General features: G+C 64.6%; 12 protein-coding genes. 6 read left to right on the top strand and 6 right to left on the bottom strand.

All coding sequences use genetic code 11. The features are described 5' to 3' along the window. Nucleotides 1–76: 76 nt before the first annotated feature. The 3 genes from FHS02_RS06935 to pmbA form a co-directional block, all read right to left on the bottom strand. On the bottom strand, nt 77–3,772 hold the full coding sequence (locus FHS02_RS06935) for a TonB-dependent receptor (protein WP_229422237.1): 3,696 nt from the start codon (nt 3,770–3,772) through the stop codon (nt 77–79). Nucleotides 3,773–4,268: 496 nt separating this feature from the next. Continuing rightward, nucleotides 4,269–5,357: a TRAP transporter substrate-binding protein gene (locus FHS02_RS06930; RefSeq protein ID WP_137314742.1), complete on the bottom strand. Its 1,089-nt coding sequence runs from the start codon at nt 5,355–5,357 to the stop codon at nt 4,269–4,271. An 86-nt stretch (nt 5,358–5,443) separates the two neighbouring features. Continuing rightward, the gene (pmbA, locus tag FHS02_RS06925) at nt 5,444–6,796 is read right to left on the bottom strand and encodes a metalloprotease PmbA (RefSeq protein WP_137314743.1); all 1,353 of its coding nucleotides are present in this window, start codon (nt 6,794–6,796) and stop codon (nt 5,444–5,446) included. Nucleotides 6,797–6,888: 92 nt separating this feature from the next. Here pmbA and yjgA point away from each other — a divergent pair, with 92 nt between their 5' ends. The 4 genes from yjgA to FHS02_RS06905 all read left to right on the top strand — a co-directional run bounded on the left by yjgA (nt 6,889) and on the right by FHS02_RS06905 (nt 10,544). Continuing rightward, complete coding sequence (yjgA, locus tag FHS02_RS06920; RefSeq protein ID WP_137314744.1) at nt 6,889–7,506, top strand: ribosome biogenesis factor YjgA; 618 nt, start codon at nt 6,889–6,891, stop codon at nt 7,504–7,506. Then, nucleotides 7,487–8,161: a molybdopterin adenylyltransferase gene (gene mog / locus FHS02_RS06915; RefSeq protein WP_137314745.1), complete on the top strand. Its 675-nt coding sequence runs from the start codon at nt 7,487–7,489 to the stop codon at nt 8,159–8,161. The genes yjgA and mog overlap by 20 nt, the downstream gene beginning before the upstream one ends. 11 nt (nt 8,162–8,172) lie before the next feature. Further along, nucleotides 8,173–8,841, top strand: a complete 669-nt coding sequence (locus FHS02_RS06910; RefSeq protein WP_137314746.1) for an alpha/beta hydrolase — start codon at nt 8,173–8,175, stop codon at nt 8,839–8,841. Nucleotides 8,842–9,206: 365 nt separating this feature from the next. Next, a complete protein-coding gene (locus FHS02_RS06905; RefSeq protein WP_137314747.1) occupies nt 9,207–10,544 on the top strand; it encodes an aspartate aminotransferase family protein in 1,338 nt (445 codons plus the stop codon). A gap of 31 nt (nt 10,545–10,575) precedes the next feature. Here FHS02_RS06905 and FHS02_RS06900 read toward each other — a convergent pair whose 3' ends face one another. The 3 genes from FHS02_RS06900 to FHS02_RS06890 are packed head-to-tail and all read right to left on the bottom strand — an operon-like array spanning nt 10,576 to nt 14,175. Beyond that, entirely contained in the window at nt 10,576–11,421 is an 846-nt protein-coding gene (locus FHS02_RS06900; protein ID WP_137314748.1) for a fumarylacetoacetate hydrolase family protein, read from the bottom strand. A gap of 55 nt (nt 11,422–11,476) precedes the next feature. Then, nucleotides 11,477–12,778: an MFS transporter gene (locus tag FHS02_RS06895; protein ID WP_175424840.1), complete on the bottom strand. Its 1,302-nt coding sequence runs from the start codon at nt 12,776–12,778 to the stop codon at nt 11,477–11,479. Between the two features lie 2 nt (nt 12,779–12,780). Then, a complete protein-coding gene (locus FHS02_RS06890; RefSeq protein WP_137314749.1) occupies nt 12,781–14,175 on the bottom strand; it encodes a KamA family radical SAM protein in 1,395 nt (464 codons plus the stop codon). Nucleotides 14,176–14,356: 181 nt separating this feature from the next. Here FHS02_RS06890 and FHS02_RS06885 point away from each other — a divergent pair, with 181 nt between their 5' ends. Together FHS02_RS06885 and FHS02_RS06880 are read left to right on the top strand one after the other, a co-directional pair. Next, on the top strand, nt 14,357–14,815 hold the full coding sequence (locus FHS02_RS06885) for a cache domain-containing protein (RefSeq protein WP_137314750.1): 459 nt from the start codon (nt 14,357–14,359) through the stop codon (nt 14,813–14,815). A 118-nt stretch (nt 14,816–14,933) separates the two neighbouring features. Further along, nucleotides 14,934–16,604 (top strand): methyl-accepting chemotaxis protein, encoded by a 1,671-nt coding sequence (locus tag FHS02_RS06880; protein WP_137314751.1) that lies wholly within the window; start codon nt 14,934–14,936, stop codon nt 16,602–16,604. Nucleotides 16,605–16,623: the final 19 nt, after the last annotated feature.

The following is a 16,623-nucleotide window of genomic DNA, read 5'->3' as shown; positions in this document are numbered from 1 at the left end:
ACAAAAAAACCGGTGTCTGTCACCGGTTTTTAAACCCCTGCTCCGCCACCGGTTTTTTTGTGCGACGTTTACACCATCAATTGCGCAGGTTGATGCCGAACATCAGCTTGCGGCCGGCGTACGCATAGTCGGCCAGCATCGGGGTGCCGTTGGAGAAAGCGTTGTAGCTGCCCTGGCTGTTCGACGTGGTTTCCTTGCCCAGGTTGCGGGCTTCGGCGAACACTTCGATGTTGTCGTTGATGCGGTACGCGACCTTGGCGTCGATGAACTTCGAAGCATCCTTGAAGTTCGGCGAACCCGGGTTGTATGGCAGCACGTTGGTGCGGCCGCCGCCGGCGTTCGGGTAGTTGTTGACGGCGTTACCGCCGCAGGCCGCGATACAGTAGAAGAAGCCGGTATCGGCCTGGACCGCCACGCGGGCCGACAGCTTGCCATCGTCGTACCACAGCGACCAGTTGTACGAGTACTTCGATTCGCGCACGGGCGGCAGCGGATCGCCGGTGAGCAGGTCCACCACGTTGACCGCCGAGGTGGCCGAACGCACGCGGGTGTAGTTGATGTCCAGGCCCGTGTAGCGCAGGTACCATGGCAGGAAGGTGAACGCCGTCTTCGACGAGAATTCAAAGCCCTTGCGCGTGGTGGCGGCGCCGTTTTCCCAGGTGTTGTAGCTGAAGTCCACGTCGTCGAGCGGCTCGCCGGTCAGCGGATCGACCAGGTTCGAGCCCTGGAACACCTTCACGCCGCTGACGCCGGTGGTGCGCGACGGGCCGATCTTGCCGCGCTGGCGGAACGCGGCCAGCGAGAACTGTGTGTCGACGTTCGGATACCACTCCAGCGTCACGTTCTGGTTGATGTTCTGTTGCGGCCGCAGGGCGGGATTGCCCACCGTGCCGGAGCAGCGCATGTCGGCGTCGTCGCCGTTGGAGGCCAGCTGCGTCGCATCGAACGTGCAGGTGCCGGCGGGGATCAGCTGGGCGACGGGCGGCCTGGCTACCGCCTTGCCCTGGTTGTAGCGCACCACCCACTCGTTCGGCACCACCCACAGCGCCAGGTTCCAGATCGGCAGGTAATCCGTTTCGCTCGATTCCAGCGTGGTCAGCTTCGACACCGTCGCCCTGATCCTGCCGGCGTCGGCATTCGGATTCAGCGGGTCGAAATTCGCGGTCGGGATGATCGACTCGAAGTTCATGCGCCCCGTCGCCTCGACCCGGGTATTGACGATGCGGATACCCGCGTTGCCTTCCAGCTCCATGCCGAACGGCAGCGGACGGTCCGAGAACGGAATATGGTCGAGCGCGAAGTCGGTCATCAGGTAGCCCGACCTGGTGCGCTCGCGGAAGGTGTTCACCGGCTGCGCGTACACCTGGCCATCGGTACCCGTGCACTCCTTCACGCAGTCGAAATTCACGTTCGGCGAGTTGACCATGCTGAACACTTTTTCGACGTCGATCTCGGTCCAGCCGTTGATCAGCTGGGACGGACGATCCTTCGCACCGTTGAAGAAGTTGGTGGTGGCGGTGTGCATCGACTGGGCGATGATGTCCTGGAACTGCGCCTGCGTCAGCACCGTCTGGCCGGACTGGAGCGAGTTGGGCGCATAGGAATTGCTCGGTACATAGCCGTACTGGCAAGGCTTGCCGCCCGCGCCCAGCGAACCAGGCGTATCCTGGCAGCCGACGAACGTGCTGCGCACGTTAGCTTGCGGCACCAGCACGGCGCGCTGGTAACCCGGTTTGCCGAATTCGCCCATCGCCGTCTGTGCGTCGAAGCCGCCGGCCCCCCAGCTGCTGCCCTTGGTGTCGCGGAAATTGAAGCCGCTCTTCAGGCGGGTCAGGAACGGGATCCCTTCGGGCAGCGCATAGGTCAGGTCCAGCTTCGCGGTGCGTTCGCCGGTTTCGTTGATCTTCGGCGTCCAGGCAATCTGCGGGGCCTGCGTCTGCAGCGGTTGCTGGTTGATCGAGTAGGCCGGTACGCCACTGACGACATTGCCTCCCGGCTTCACCTCGACCAGCGCGTTCGATGCGGGCCGCAGCGTTGCGTATTGCGCCGGCGTGACGGCCGACGGGCCGCCGCCTTGCGGGAACTCGTACGTCCACAAGCCGTTCGGCAGCACGGACAACGTGGCCGGACCGTAGTTGTAGTTCCAGCTGGTGCGCTTGTCGCCGCGCGTGAAGTCCGACTTCGCATCGCCCACCAGGAACTCGGCGAACAGGCCGCCCTTGCGGTAGCTGCCGCCCAGCTGCAGGTAGCGGGCCGAGGTTTCCATGATGTTGTGGATCTGGTCCGTGCCGACGTTGCCGTCGGAGATCGTGAGCTTCGTCACGTGGTGCTTGTCGTCGTACGCGACCGAGCCAGGATCGACGTTGACCGCCGAGTTGGTCCACGGGTAGTTATCGCGGCGCCACGACGGCGTGGCATAGCTGTAGTAGCCGGAACCGGCCACCGGCACCAGGCGGTTGTTGGCGGCGTCTTCGGTGAAGGCCGCGCCCGCGTAGGTCGGGCCGGCCGTGGAGGCCGGATTGATGGCCATGCCGCCCAGGTTATAGGTGAGGAAGTTGTCGTCCACGCGGCGGCGCTGGTAGCTGCCCTTGCCGTACACGGTCAGTTCGTTGTTCACCTTGAAGTCCACGCGCAGGTCGAGCGAGCGGCGCTTGTCGACCTGGCGTTTCTGCACGTAGCGGATCAGCGATGGCGTGTAGTCGTTCCACTGGTTCAGGCAGGACAGCTGTTCGTTGCCGCGGTGGTTGATGGCGGCGCTGCGGGCGCTGCCGGCAGTGATCGCATTGACTTGCGCCTCGGTCAGGTTCGGGAACGCCGCATAGCAGTCGGCCTTGGACTGCGCCGCTGCCGACCGGGTCACCACGTCGAGCGGCGTGGAGGCATCGAAGAAGCCGCCGGCCGCCAGCGGGCTGCGCAGCGCCGGCTGCGTGGCGGTCGCGTCGGTGGTGGACACGGTGGAAGGATTGTACGCAAACGTTTTTTCCGGCGAACCGTCGAAGTCGATCGCGCGGGCATAACCGGAGCTGTTGGCCCAGTTCTGCGCCGAGTGGCTCTCGTTGCGCACCTGCGAAGCGGAGCCGTTGAGCACCACGCCCAGGCGGCCGTCCATGAACTGCCGGGCAATCACCAGGTTGCCGTCCGGCGTCCAGTCCTTGTTCAGCGAGTTCTGCGCGCCGGACAGGCGCAGCGAGTAAAACGGCTTCTTGAAGTCGAGACCGGTACGGGTCTTGATGATGACGCTGCCGCCCAGGCCGCCTTCGGTGCCGTCGGCGGTGGCGCCCTTGACGATATCCACGCTCTTGATCAGGTCCGCGGAGATTTCCCGTAATTCCACGCCGCGCCCGGCGCCACCGCCGTTCAGGTCGGTACCGCCGCCGGACTGCACGCCCTGGCCGTCGATTTCCACGCGGGTCAGTTCCGGGCCGTTGCCGCGCAGGGCCACGTTGACGCCTTCGCCGAAATCGCCGCGGTCCACGGCGATACCGGCGATACGCGAGATGGCTTCGGCCACGTTACGGTCGGGGAATGCGCCGACGTCCTCGGCGACGATCGAATCGATCGCCGTGGCGGCATTCTTCTTGCGCTCGATGCCCGATTGCTGCGATGCGCGGGTGGCCACCACCTGCACCTTCTGGATGGGCGTATCCGCTTCGGCAGCCGCGGCTGCCTGCTGTGCCATCGCAGGCGTGCTGCCGGCCATCGACGCCAGCGCCAGCGATACCGCGGCACTCAGCGTACTGAGCCGCAGTGGTTGGAACTTGAACCCTTGCATTCTCTTCTCCACACTTTATTGGATTTAATTTAATTAGATTCCCTGCAACGGAAATTTAATCGGCGGAGAAGTGTTTTATGTTTCAGGCAGTCCAATGCTCAGTAAGTTGATCAATTAAAAAATGTCATACCTGCAGCAAGGATTGCTGTGTTACGCGACGGGGAAAGGCCACGGATACGTCAATGAAAGCGTTTTCATGAGCAGATTCCTGATCGTTTTGTCGCGAATGATCAGTAATGTGATCGATGTCGCGGCATTGCACCGCAACAATTTCCTCCATCGGCAATAACGCTTGTGTTGTAAAAAGCCAAATTCATTTAAGTATAGTTGGTATTGTCATCGCTTTTGAGGTATATAAAATCGCAGTTCGGCTATATTAATTCCATATACCAATTTGATAGCCTCCGATGAAATGGCGATTTACCGCCGCATAAAAAAAACCGGAACGAATGGCCTATTCGTTCCGGTTTTTTAATTGTTTTGCGACAGAGCGGTCTTATTTCGCGCGCCCCGCATTGATCAGGTAGTTCTGGATCGGCGCCTCGGCCACCGACGCCCACTGGTTCTGATCCTGCCGGAACCTTTTCCACGGGTCGTAGATCTTGCGGAACTTGGCGTTCTTCGATGCCTCCTCCTCCATCACCGCGACGGACGTCTTGTAGCAGGCATCCATCGCGTCGCGCGGATAGGTGCGCAGCTTGACACCGTTCTTCAGCAGCCGGGCCAGCGCCGTAGGGTTCTTCACGTCGTATTCGGCCTGCATCGTCACGTGCGCCTCGTAGCTGGCCACCTCGATGGCGGCCTGGTAATCCTTCGGCAGCTTTTCCCATTCCTTGATGTTCACGTAGAACGAGAACGACGCGGACGGTTCCCACCAGCCCGGCGCGTAGTAGAACGGCGCCACCTTGAAGAAACCCAGCTTTTCATCGTCGTACGGGCCGACCCACTCGGCCGCATCGATGGTGCCCTTCTCCAGCGCCGGGTAGATGTCGCCGCCCGCCAGCTGCTGCGGCACCACGCCCAGGCGTTCCAGCACCTTGCCGGCGAAACCGGCCACGCGCATCTTGGTGCCTTTCAGGTCGGCCACCGACTTGATCTCCTTGCGGAACCAGCCGCCCATCTGCGTGCCGGAATTCCCGCCGAGGAAATTGACGATGTTGTAGTCCTTGAAGAACGCCCGCATCAGTTCGCGGCCGCCACCCTGGTCGTACCACGCCGTGTGCTGCCGCGACGTGAGGCCGAACGGCACCGCGCAGTCGAAGGCGAACGCGGCGTCCTTGCCGAAGTAATAGTAGGAGGCGCTGTGGCCGCATTCGACGGTGCCGGCCTGCACCGCGTCGAGCACCTGCAGGCCGGGCACGATCTCGCCGGCCGCGAACGAGCGGATGGTGAACTTGCCGTTGGTGAGCTGGGAAATGCGCCGGGTGAAGGTGTCCGAAGCGCCGAAGATGGTGTCCAGCGATTTGGGAAAGCTGGAGGCGAGGCGCCAGCTGATGGTGGGCTGGGACTGCGCCAGCGCGGGAGCGGCGATGATGCCCGCACCGGCGCCCGCGGCAGCCTTCGCAATGAAGCGTCGACGTTCCATACGGTCTCCTGAGATTTTTTGTAACGTAAGGAAAAACGGCTACTGCTCAGGACAGTGTAGGGAAACGCCGATGGCGTGGCAACTGTTCAGTTGCCGGCGACCACCATCTTCTCGATCAGGATGGAACCCGTCTGTTTGGTGCCACGGATCAGCACGTCGTTGCCGATGCCGACGATCTGGCGGAACATTTCCTTCATGTTGCCGGCGATCGTGATTTCCTCGACCGGGTACTGGATGATGCCGTTCTCGACCCAGAAGCCGGAGGCGCCGCGCGAGTAATCGCCCGTCACGTAGTTGGTACCCTGGCCCATCAGTTCGGTGACCAGCAGGCCGGTGCCCATCTTCTTCAGCATGCCGGCGAAATCGTCTCCCGGCTGCGTGAGTTTCGACGTCAGCGACAGGTTGTGCGAGCCGCCGGCATTGCCGGTGGTTTGCATGCCCAGCTTGCGGGCCGTGTACGTGGACAGGAAATAACCCTGCAGCACGCCATCCTTGACGACGTCGCGGTATTGCGTGCGCACGCCTTCCTCGTCGAACGGCGCCGAGCCGATACCGCCGGGCACGTGCGGATCTTCGCTGACCTGCACGTGGTCCGGGAATACCTGCTGGCCCAGCGTGTCGAGCAGGAAGGTGGACTTGCGGTACAGCGCACCGCCGGACGTGGCCTGCACGAACGCGCCCAGCAGGCCCGCGGCCAGCGGCGCCTCGAACAGCACGGGGCAGGTGCGCGTGGTGATCTGGCGCGCGTTCAGGCGGGCCAGGGCGCGTTCCGCGGCATAGCGGCCGATCGCTTCCGGCGTGGCCAGCTTCTGCGGATCGCGCACCGAGCTGTACCAGTCGTCGCGCTGCATGTGGGCGCCCTTGCCGGCGATCGGCGTGGCCGAGATCGTGTGCCGCGAGTACGGGTAGCCGCCGATGAAGCCGCGCGTATTGGCCGACACGAAGTGCGACTGCTGCACGTGCACGCCGGCGCCTTCGCTGTTGGTCACGCGCGGATCCACGGCAAAGCCGGCGGCTTCGGCGCGCTGCGCCAGCACCACGGCTTCTTCGGTGCTAATCGGCCACGGATAGAACAGTTGCAGGTCGCGCGGTTCGCGTTCCAGCAGGTGTTCCTCGGCCAGGCCGGCCGCTTCGTCGTCCGCCGTGAAGCGGGCGATGTTGTAGGCCGCTTCCACGGTGGCCTGCAGCGATGCGGTGGAAAAGTCCGACGTCGACGCATTGCCGCGCTTCTGGCCGACGAAGACGGTGATGCCGAGGCCCTTGTCCTTGTTCTGCTCGATCGTTTCGATCTTGCCTTTGCGCACCGACACCGACAGCCCGCTACCCTCGCTGATCTCGACGGCGGCATCGGTGCCGCCGGTCTTGCGCGCGTAGTCCAGTACATCGCGCGCAATCTGTTTCAACTGGTCCTGGCTGTGGGTGAAATGCGATTCGCTCATAGGGTGCTTTTAGTCGGCTAATCTTTAAAACAGTTATCATAGCAGCCGTTTACCGTTTTTACAGGCGCGCCTGAAGTGGCGCGTTTTTCATCATGCCAAATGCAAACCGCGGGGCCGTCGGCTTCGATTCCTCCGAATTCCAGGAAAAATACGAGCGTCCTTCCAAGACCGAAATGAAACGCCACTCCGACGCGCTGCAAGCCCTGGGCCTCGAACTGGTGGAACAGCCGCGCGACCGCGTGAAGCGCGTGCCGATGCCGGACGACGTGAAGGATGCCATCCTGGAATGCCAGAACATCAAGAATCACGAAGGCCGCCGCCGCCAGCTGCAGTTCGTCGGCAAGAAGATGCGCACGCTGACCGAAGAAGAAGTGGCGGTCATCCAGCGCACGATCGAAGGCTGGAAAGGCGCGTCGAAGGCCGATACGGCCGCGCTGCACGCGCTGGAACGCCGCCGCGACAAGCTGCTGGCCGACGACCAGGCGCTGACCGCGCTGCTGGCCGAGCACGCCGAGCTGGATGCGCAGCACCTGCGCACGCTGATCCGCAACGCGCGCAAGGAACAGGCCGAGAACAAGCCGCCGAAGGCGTACCGCGAGATCTTCCAACTGCTCAAGGAACTCGATGCCAAGACGCGCGGCGCGGCCAAGGCCGCGGCCGATGCCGACGCGGAGGGCGAGGACGACGACGATGACGAACGCGACGAATAACGACGTCGGCACCGAGCCGAATGAGCTGGTGATTGGCCTGGTATCGGTCTCCGACCGCGCCAGCGGCGGCGTCTACCAGGACCTGGGCATTCCCGCGCTGGAAGACTGGCTCCAAAGCGCGATCACCACGCCGTTCCGCGTGGAGACGCGCCTGATCCCGGACGACCGCGCCACCATCGAAGCGACGCTGGCGGAGCTGGTCGACACGGTGAAATGCCACCTGGTGCTGACCACCGGCGGCACCGGCCCGGCCCGGCGCGACGTGACGCCCGAAGCCACGCTGGCCATCGGCACGAAGGAAATGCCGGGCTTCGGCGAACAGATGCGGCAGATCAGCCTGCATTTCGTGCCGACCGCGATCCTGTCGCGGCAGGTGGCCGTGATCCGCGAAACCGCGGATGCATCGCCCCCTCATGCTGCCCTGGTGATGAACCTGCCCGGCCAGCCGAAGTCCATCAAGGAAACGCTGGAAGGCCTGAAGGACGACGCGGGCAAGCAGGTCGCGGCCGGCATCTTCGCCGCCGTGCCCTACTGCATCGACCTGATCGGCGGCCCGTATATCGAGACCGATGCCGCCGTGTGCAAGGCATTCCGGCCGAAGTCCGCACTGCGCAATCCACCCGACAACAAGGCGGCGGCGACGCCCCTGCAATGAGGAGGACATCCATGATCGACGTCTTACCGAATATCGAAGTTTCCACCAACGACGCGCCGCAGGTTGCGATCATCTGGATGCACGGCCTGGGCGCGGACGGCAACGACTTCGTGCCCTTCGTGAAAGAGCTGAACCTGTCCGGCCTGCCCGGCATCCGCTTCATCTTCCCGCACGCGAACACGATGCCGGTGACGATCAACGGCGGCTACGTGATGCGCGCGTGGTACGACATCATCCATACCGACCTGGGCCGCCAGGAAGACGAGAAAGGCTTGCGCGCATCGCAGGCGCACGTGGAAGCGCTGATCGAGCGCGAGAAATCGCGCGGCATCCCGGCCAGCCGGATCATCCTGGGCGGCTTCTCGCAAGGCTGCGCGATGACGCTGCAGACCGGCCTGCGCTACAAGGAAAAGCTGGGCGGGCTGCTGTGCCTGTCCGGCTACGTGCCGATGGCCGACAAGGTGGCCGCCGAGCGCAGCGCCGCCAACCAGGACACGCCGATCTTCCTCGTCCACGGCCGGCTCGACCCGGTGATCCCGCTGGCCCGCGCCACCGCCTCGCGCGACCTGCTGCAATCGCTGGGCTATAACGTCGAGTGGCACGACTATTACATGCAGCACTCCGTGTGCCCGGAAGAAGTCAGTGACATTTCCGGCTGGCTGAACAAGATCCTCAAGTAAGACAAAACCGGTCAAAACCGGTGAAAAACCGGTGACAGACACCAGTTATTTTGGAACGCCTGTTGCAAAAAAATCGGTGACAGACACCAGTTACTTTGGAACGACTGTTGCGAAAAAACCGGTGACAGACACCAGTTATTTCGGAATGACTGTTGCAAAAAAACCGGTGTCTGTCACCGGTTTTCTGTTTTGGCCGGTGACGTTTCGCCCGGCGGCTTGTTGTTCCAGCGTCATAGGTGCTGGTGGGATCGCAGGGAGACGATCTGGCATATGGGAAATATTCGATAAGGGCAGGAGATAGATCAATACCAGGGTGTTTCCTGCGGGCTACCGTCGTGCGAACGATCAACCACGACGAGGCCATCATGACCCAAATGATCCACCGGAACCTGCGCCATACCCCTCCCACCGCCGTGTGCGCGTTCGGCATGTACCTGCGCGACAGCAATGGCAATACCTATCTGGATGCGAGCGGCGGCGCGGCGGTATCGTCGCTGGGCCACAGCCATCCGGACGTGCTGGCCGCGATGGGCGCGCAGATGAAATCGACGGCCTATGCCCACTCGGGCTTCTTCACCACCGACGTGGCCGAGGAACTGGCGCACCGCCTGGCCACCGATGCCCCTGGCGACCTGAACAACGTGTACCTGGTGTCCGGCGGTTCCGAAGCCATGGAATCGGCGCTGAAGATGGCGCGCCAGTACTTCGTCGAGAACGGCGAACACGAGCGCCGCGTCTTCATCTCGCGCCGGCAAAGCTATCACGGCAATACGCTGGGTGCGCTGGCGCTGGGCGGCAACGAGGCGCGGCGCAAGCAGTTCGAGCCGCTGCTGATGGACGTGGCGCGCGTCGCGCCGTGCTACGAGTACCGGGACCGGCCGGCCGGGCAGGACGTCAACGAGTACACCGCCGGCCTGGTCGACGAACTGGAACGGAAAATCCTCGAAGCGGGCCCGCACAACATCATCGGCTTCTGCGCCGAGCCGGTGGTTGGCGCCACGCTCGGCGCCGTGCCGCCGACGCCCGGCTACTTCAAGGGCGTGCGTGCGCTGTGCAACAAGTACGGCATCCTGTTCATCGCCGACGAAGTCATGTGCGGCATGGGCCGCACCGGCACCCTGTACGCGATCGAGCAGGATGGCGTGGTGCCGGACCTGGTCGCGCTGGGCAAGGGCCTGGCGGCCGGCTACCAGCCGATCGGCGCCGTGCTGGCGCGCGACCACGTGGTGGAACGACTGCGCGGCGGCAGCGGCGTCTTCCAGCACGGGCACACGTACAACGCCCACCCGGTGGCGGCGGCCGCCGCGCTGGCGGTGCAGAAAGTGATCAGGCGCGATTGCCTGCTGGGCGCGGCCACGGTGCGCGGCACCACGCTGCGCCGCATGCTGCGCGACGCGTTCGGCGCCCATCCGCATGTCGGCGACATTCGCGGGCGCGGCTTGCTGGTCGGGATGGAGCTGGTGCAGGACCGCGAGAACAAGCGCCCGTTCGACCCGGACCTGAAGCTGTTCGCGGCGGTGAAGGAAAAGGCGATGGATTGCGGCCTGATGGTGTACCCGATGGGCGGCACCGCCGACGGCAGGCGCGGCGACCATATCCTGCTGGCGCCGCCGTTCATCGCCACCGAGGCGGACATGGCGCAGATCGTCAGCCGGCTGTCGGATGCGCTGGGGCGGGCGCTGGCGGCGATCCGCCCGGCTTGACGGTGTCCGGCGGCCAGCCGCTACCCTTGCCTCAAAACTGCTGGAACCCGATCACATCCTGCTGCTGCTCGCCCAGCCCGGCGATGCCCAGCCGCAGGAAGTCGCCCTTCTTCAGGAAGCGCTTGCGCGCCATGCCGACGCCGGGCGGCGTGCCGGTGCAGATGATGTCGCCCGGTTCCAGCGTCATGAACTGCGACAGGTACGCGACGATCTGCGGTACCTTGAAGATCATCGTCGACGTGTTCCCCGTCTGCATGCGCTTGCCGTTCAATTCCAGGTAGAGGTCGAGGTCGTTGACGTCCCACACTTCGTCGCGCGTGACGAGCCACGGCCCGACCGGGCCGAACGTGTCGCAGCCCTTGCCCTTGTCCCACTGGCCGCCCCGTTCGAGCTGGAACTCGCGCTCCGAAACGTCGTTCACCACGCAGTAGCCGGCCACGTATTTCTCGGCATCGGCTTCGCTGACATGGCGCGCGCGGGTGCCGATGACGACACCCAGCTCCACTTCCCAGTCGGTCTTCTTCGAGCCCTTGGGCAGCATCACCGGATCGTCCGCGCCGGACAGGCTGGTGATCGCCTTCATGAACACGATCGGTTCCTTGGGCACCGGCAGGTTCGATTCGGCCGCATGGTCGGCGTAATTGAGGCCGATGCCGATGAACTTGCCCACCTTCCCCACCGGCACGCCGAAGCGCGGATTGCCGCGCACCAGCGGCAGCGTGTCGTGAGGGATCTTGGCGACCTTCTTCAACACCTTGTCCGACAGGTTGGCGCCGGCGAGGTCGCCGATCACGCCCGACAGGTCGCGCAGCCTGCCTTCATCATCGATCAGGCCCGGCTTTTCTTTACCGACGCGGCCATAACGAACCAGTTTCATCTTTTCTTCTCCTGCTTGTGATGCGGCGGAAGCCTGCCAGGTAGCCTGCTTCCGGTCAAAGCGGAGATTCTACAGGGTTCGCGAGAAGCGGCCTGCGCCGTCGCCGGAAGAAGCGCACGATGCCGGGCAGCTGCAGCAGCACCAGCGCGCCGAACGCAACCTGGTAAGCGGCGGCCGGATAATGCTGCGCGGCGTCCGGCTGCCACAGGCCGACGATCATGCCGAAGCCCGCCTGCACGACGAACGCGCCCAGGAAAATCAACAGGTTCAGGCATGTGGCCGCGCGCCCCGTGAGCGCCGGCGGCATCGCGCGCGCCACGATCGCGTATTCGATGCCGGTGATCGTGCCCGCCAGCGCGAACAGCACGGACAGCATGCCGGAATAATGAAAATGGGCCGGCTGCCAGCCCAGTACGAAGCCGCACTGCACGGCGACGAACAGCGCCACGCCCACGCCGGCCACCGTGAGGGGTTCGGCGCCGCGCCGGCCAGCCCATTCGGTCACCATGCCGACGGCGAGCGCGCCGGCGATCACGGCGCCCATGCCGATCGACAGCAGCCACGCCACGTCTCCTTCCGAGTAGTGCCCCACATCCGTCAGCCAGCGCCCGATCCACAGGCCCTGGATGCCGAAGAACACCGTGTGCGGCACCAGCACCAGCGAGGCGGTTTCGCGGAACGCCGGATGCCGGAACACCTCGGCGAGGACCGCCACGCCGAAAGGCTGCTTCGGCGCGGCCGCCTGCGCCGGCGCCACCAGCAGGATCAGCATGGCCAGCGCGACGCAGCACAGCGCCAGCAGGACGAACAGCGTGCGCCAGTCGGCATGCTGCAGGAACAGGCCCACCGGCAGCGTGGACGACGCCGCGCCCAGGCCGCCCGCGGCAATCAGGTAGCCCTGCACCGACGGCATCCTGGCCGGCGGGATCCACGTGGCGATCGCCTTCACGGCCGCCATGAAGCAGCCGGCCAGGCCGAGGCCCATCACCGTGCGCGCAACGAGCAGGGACATGAAGCCGGTGCCGAACGCGAAGGCGAACGTGCCGGCGGCCGCCAGCAGCAGCATCGGCACCTGCACCACGCGCGGGCCGAAGCGGTCCAGCGCCACGCCGACCGGCAGCTGGGCCAGCGCGAACGCCAGGAAGTAGGCACTGGTGAGCAGTCCCAGGTCGCCCGGCGTGAGCGCCGCCGCGCCCACCAGTTGCGGCGCCAGCACCGCGTTCACCGTGCGCAGCAGGCATGACAGGTAATGCCCCAGCGCGTACGGCAGCAGCACGAGGCACAGCACGGCCGGACCGGACAGCGATGCCGGCGCCGGTGCGGATGCCGATGCCGAAGCCGGTGCCGATGCATCCATGCTCAGGCGGCGTTGCCCTGCGACGCGCACGAGCGGGCGCTGCTGATCGGGATCACCTTGCGCTGCGGCGGCACGTGCAGCGCCGGCGCCGTGTCGTCGGTCTCGAAGAAGAATTTCTCCTTGCCGAAGGCGGGCTTCAGGTGATCGAGCCAGGTCGCGTTCTCGTCGTATTTCGCGAAGAACGGCTTGCGCACCCAGTCCGGGTTGCGCGCCTGCAGGAACTGCAGCGCGAACAGCTTCTCGCCGTTGATCGTGACCACGCCATCGATCGCGACCTTGCCTGGGAAGGCGCTCATCGACGGACCGCGCACCGTGCGCGCCAGGCCCGACACCATCTGGTAGGCCTGCTGGAAGATCTCGTGGGCGCGCGCCAGCGGCAGCTGGAAGTATTCGCTGGGGCCGGTGTCGCGTTCGACGAACATGTAGTACGGGATCGCGCCCAGGCGCACGCCGGTGCTCCACAGTTCGGCCCAGCTGTGCGGATCTTCGTTGATGTGCCGGATCAGCGGGCCCTGCATGCGCAGCGTGGCGCCGGTGCCGACGATGCGCTTGACGGCCTTCTGCGCGATGTCCTGGCGCAGTTCCACCGCGTGGTTGTAGTGGCCCATGATCGCCAGGTTCTTGCCGCTGGCGACCACCTTCTCGAACAGGCGCAGCAGGTCGTCGGCATCCTTGTCGGTCACGAAGCGCTGTGGCCAGTACGCCACGGACTTGGTGCCGATGCGTATGTTCTGGATATGCGCCAGCTCCGGCTCCAGCAGCGGCTCGATGAATTCGGCCAGCGAACGGGTATTCATGATCATCGGGTCGCCGCCGGTGAACAGCACGTCCGTCACTTCCGGATGATTCTTCAGGTAGGAAACCAGTTCCGTGGTCTCCCGGGCATCGAACTTCATGTCGTCCATGCCGACGAACTGCGGCCAGCGGAAGCAGAACGTGCAATAGGCGTGGCAGGTCTGGCCGGCGCTGGGGAAGAACAGCACCGTTTCCTTGTACTTGTGCTGCAGGCCCTTCAGCACATGGTCGTTCACGCGCGGCACGTTGTGCGTCATCTGGCCGGCCGGATGCGGGTTCATTCGCATGCGGATCCTGTGCACCATCGCGGCGATCGCCGCGTCGTCCTGCTTCACCATCACCAGGTCGCGCAGCTGGCGATATTCGTCCACCGGCAGCATGTCGCGGTGCGGGAACACCAGGCGGTAGATGGGATCGTCCGGCACGTTGTTCCAGTCGATCAGGTTCTCCATCACGTATTCGTTGGTGCGGAACGGCAGCACGTGCGACAGCACCTGCACGGCTTCCTGCTGGTCCGGTGGCAGCCATTGCCACTGGCGGGCCTGGCGAATGCTCTGGCGGGTGTACGGCTTGAATTTTTGCGGGGCGAAGTCGGCGGTCATGTTGGTTTTCTCCTGAAAAAGAATCCTCATCGTAGGCACTCGCCAGCCGGTCGTGTTGCCGAGCATCAATATCCATAAGGAAATTTTCCGTCGTTCTTCTTTACACCTTGCGCTAGCGCAATTTCCGCCCGGCAGCACCGGCGCACAATGGCTTGACCTTAACCAAGCACGGGAGCTTCCGATGAAACAAGTACTGATCCGCAGCATGGCCTGCCTTGCAATTGCCAGTGTCAGCACCGCCCTGTTTGCCCAGCCGACCGAGAAGGATGCGATTGCCATGGCCGAACGGGGCGCCGCGTTCATCAAGGCAAACGGCAAGGAAGCGCTGATGAAGAAACTGTCCGCCAAGGATCCGGACTTCGTGCAGGGCGAGCTGTACGTGGACATGCGCGACATCCACACCGGCATCGTGATCGCCCATCCGGTCAATCCGTCGATCGTGGGCAAGAACCTGACCGACGTGCCGGACGCCAGCGGCAAGGTGTATCGCCGCGAGATCATCGAACTGGCCGCAAAGCAGGGCAAAGGCTGGGTCGACTATATGTACAAGAATCCGGTCAGCGGCAAGATCGAGCCGAAGACCACGTACATCCTGCGTGTCGGCGATGTCGTGCTGGAGGCCGGCATCTACAAGAAATAAATCGTCGGAAAAAGCAGACCAGCAAGCACACCAAGCATACGAAGCAAGCACATCCCATCGTCGCAAGCGCGTCGCTCGACAATTCACTCATCCATCATCGTCCCTGGCGGGAGTAGTCATGCTGAACAAATTACGAATCGGTCCCAAACTGTTGCTGGCGCCTGGCGTCGTGCTGATCCTGCTGGTGGCCATCACGGCCTGCGCCTGGGTCGGCATGGTGCGCCAGAACGCGTCGCTGGAAAAGCTGGTGCAGGTCCATGCGCCGCGGCTGAAAGCCACGGCCGACATCGCCGGCGAAGCCAGGTTCGCCCACGCCAACATCTACCAGCTGCTGGCCTGGGTCAACGGCAGCTTCACGAAGACCCGGCTGGAAGAACTGACGGGCCGCATCGATTCCCGCCACCGCGGCATCGAACAGCAACTGGTACAACTGGCGCGCGTGTCGGACCAGGAAGAGCGCAAGCTGGTCGAGGCGTCCACCCACGCACTGATCGCCTACCGCAAGAGCGTGCTGGAAACCATCGAGATGGCGCAGATGGACCAGTCGATCGCCACCAATGCGATGCAGAAGGCGGAGCGCCAGTTCGTGCTGCTCGAAGGCGACCTGCAGCGGCTGGCGGCACGGGAACAGGCGCTGTCGGCGGCGGCGCATGCCGATGCCAAGGCCGAGTTCCGCCAGCTGGGCATCGCGATGGCGGCCCTGTGCGTGCTGTCGGTAGCGCTGTCATTGCTGGTATCGATGCTGGTGCGGGCAGCGCTGCTGCGCGATATCCGCTCGATCGCCGACGTGGTGCGCAGCCTGGCGGCGGGCCGGCTGACGTCGGCCCGGCCGAATGACGGCCGCGACGAGATCGCGGAAACAGCCCGCGTGCTGGACCAGAGCATCGCCAACCTGAACCAGACGCTGCGCACGATCCGCGGCGCGGTGCAGTCGATCGATACTGCCTCGCATGAGATCGCGGTGGGCAACCTGGACCTGTCCAGCCGCACCGAGCGCCAGGCCGGCTCGCTGGAAGAAACCGCCTGTGCGATGGCCAGCCTGACGAAGGCCGTGCACCAGAACGCGGAAAATGCCCGCGAAGCGTGCCGGCTGGCGGCGACCGCCACCACGATGGCGGAGAAAGGCGGCAGCGCCGTGTCCGAAGCCGTGACGACGATGGAATCGATCCGCGCCAGCTCGCGCAAGATCGTGGAAATCACCGGCGTGATCGACAGCATCTCGTTCCAGACCAATATCCTGGCGTTGAACGCGGCGGTGGAGGCGGCCCGGGCCGGCGAACAGGGCCGCGGCTTCGCCGTGGTGGCCAGCGAAGTGCGCACGCTGGCGGCGCGCTCGGCCGCCGCCGCCAGGGAAATCAAGGAACTGATCGCCGCATCCGTCGCCACGATCGACGACGGTGCCGAATCGGTCAGCCTGGCGGGACGCAGCATGGGCGACATCGTTTCGTCGGTGCAGCAGGTGAACCACATCATCGGCTGCATCAGCACGGCCAGCGCGGAACAGGCGAAAGGCATCTCGGAAGTGAACCAGGCGGTGGGGCAGATCGACGACGTCACGCAGCAGAACGCGGCCCTCGTCGAACAGGCCGCCGCCGCGGCGGAGAGCCTGCAGGAGCAGGCCGTGAGCCTGTCGCGCGCGGTCAACGTGTTCGAGCTGGATGCCGCGATCGAGCCGCCGGCCCGCCCGGCGATCCACGGCGGCGAGCGCCGGGTGCCGGACAGTGCGATGCGCGGGCGGCGCCTCGAGGCACCCGCCAACGACAGCGGGCGCCAGCAGCGCCGCGGCTGACTGCCAGCGGGACCGCTCA

The sequence above is a fragment of the Pseudoduganella umbonata genome, assembly GCF_014192225.1.
GTDB classification, from domain to species: domain Bacteria; phylum Pseudomonadota; class Gammaproteobacteria; order Burkholderiales; family Burkholderiaceae_D; genus Rugamonas; species Rugamonas umbonata.
This window is presented reverse-complemented; position numbering and strand designations above follow the sequence as displayed.

Coding starts and splice junctions, on each gene's coding strand:
- FHS02_RS06935 (WP_229422237.1), bottom strand. CDS start 3,772: ATGCAAGGGTTCAAGTTCCAACCACTGCGGCTCAGTACGCTGAGTGCC.
- FHS02_RS06930 (WP_137314742.1), bottom strand. CDS start 5,357: ATGGAACGTCGACGCTTCATTGCGAAGGCTGCCGCGGGCGCCGGTGCG.
- pmbA (WP_137314743.1), bottom strand. CDS start 6,796: ATGAGCGAATCGCATTTCACCCACAGCCAGGACCAGTTGAAACAGATT.
- yjgA (WP_137314744.1), top strand. CDS start 6,889: ATGCCAAATGCAAACCGCGGGGCCGTCGGCTTCGATTCCTCCGAATTC.
- mog (WP_137314745.1), top strand. CDS start 7,487: ATGACGAACGCGACGAATAACGACGTCGGCACCGAGCCGAATGAGCTG.
- FHS02_RS06910 (WP_137314746.1), top strand. CDS start 8,173: ATGATCGACGTCTTACCGAATATCGAAGTTTCCACCAACGACGCGCCG.
- FHS02_RS06905 (WP_137314747.1), top strand. CDS start 9,207: ATGACCCAAATGATCCACCGGAACCTGCGCCATACCCCTCCCACCGCC.
- FHS02_RS06900 (WP_137314748.1), bottom strand. CDS start 11,421: ATGAAACTGGTTCGTTATGGCCGCGTCGGTAAAGAAAAGCCGGGCCTG.
- FHS02_RS06895 (WP_175424840.1), bottom strand. CDS start 12,778: ATGGATGCATCGGCACCGGCTTCGGCATCGGCATCCGCACCGGCGCCG.
- FHS02_RS06890 (WP_137314749.1), bottom strand. CDS start 14,175: ATGACCGCCGACTTCGCCCCGCAAAAATTCAAGCCGTACACCCGCCAG.
- FHS02_RS06885 (WP_137314750.1), top strand. CDS start 14,357: ATGAAACAAGTACTGATCCGCAGCATGGCCTGCCTTGCAATTGCCAGT.
- FHS02_RS06880 (WP_137314751.1), top strand. CDS start 14,934: ATGCTGAACAAATTACGAATCGGTCCCAAACTGTTGCTGGCGCCTGGC.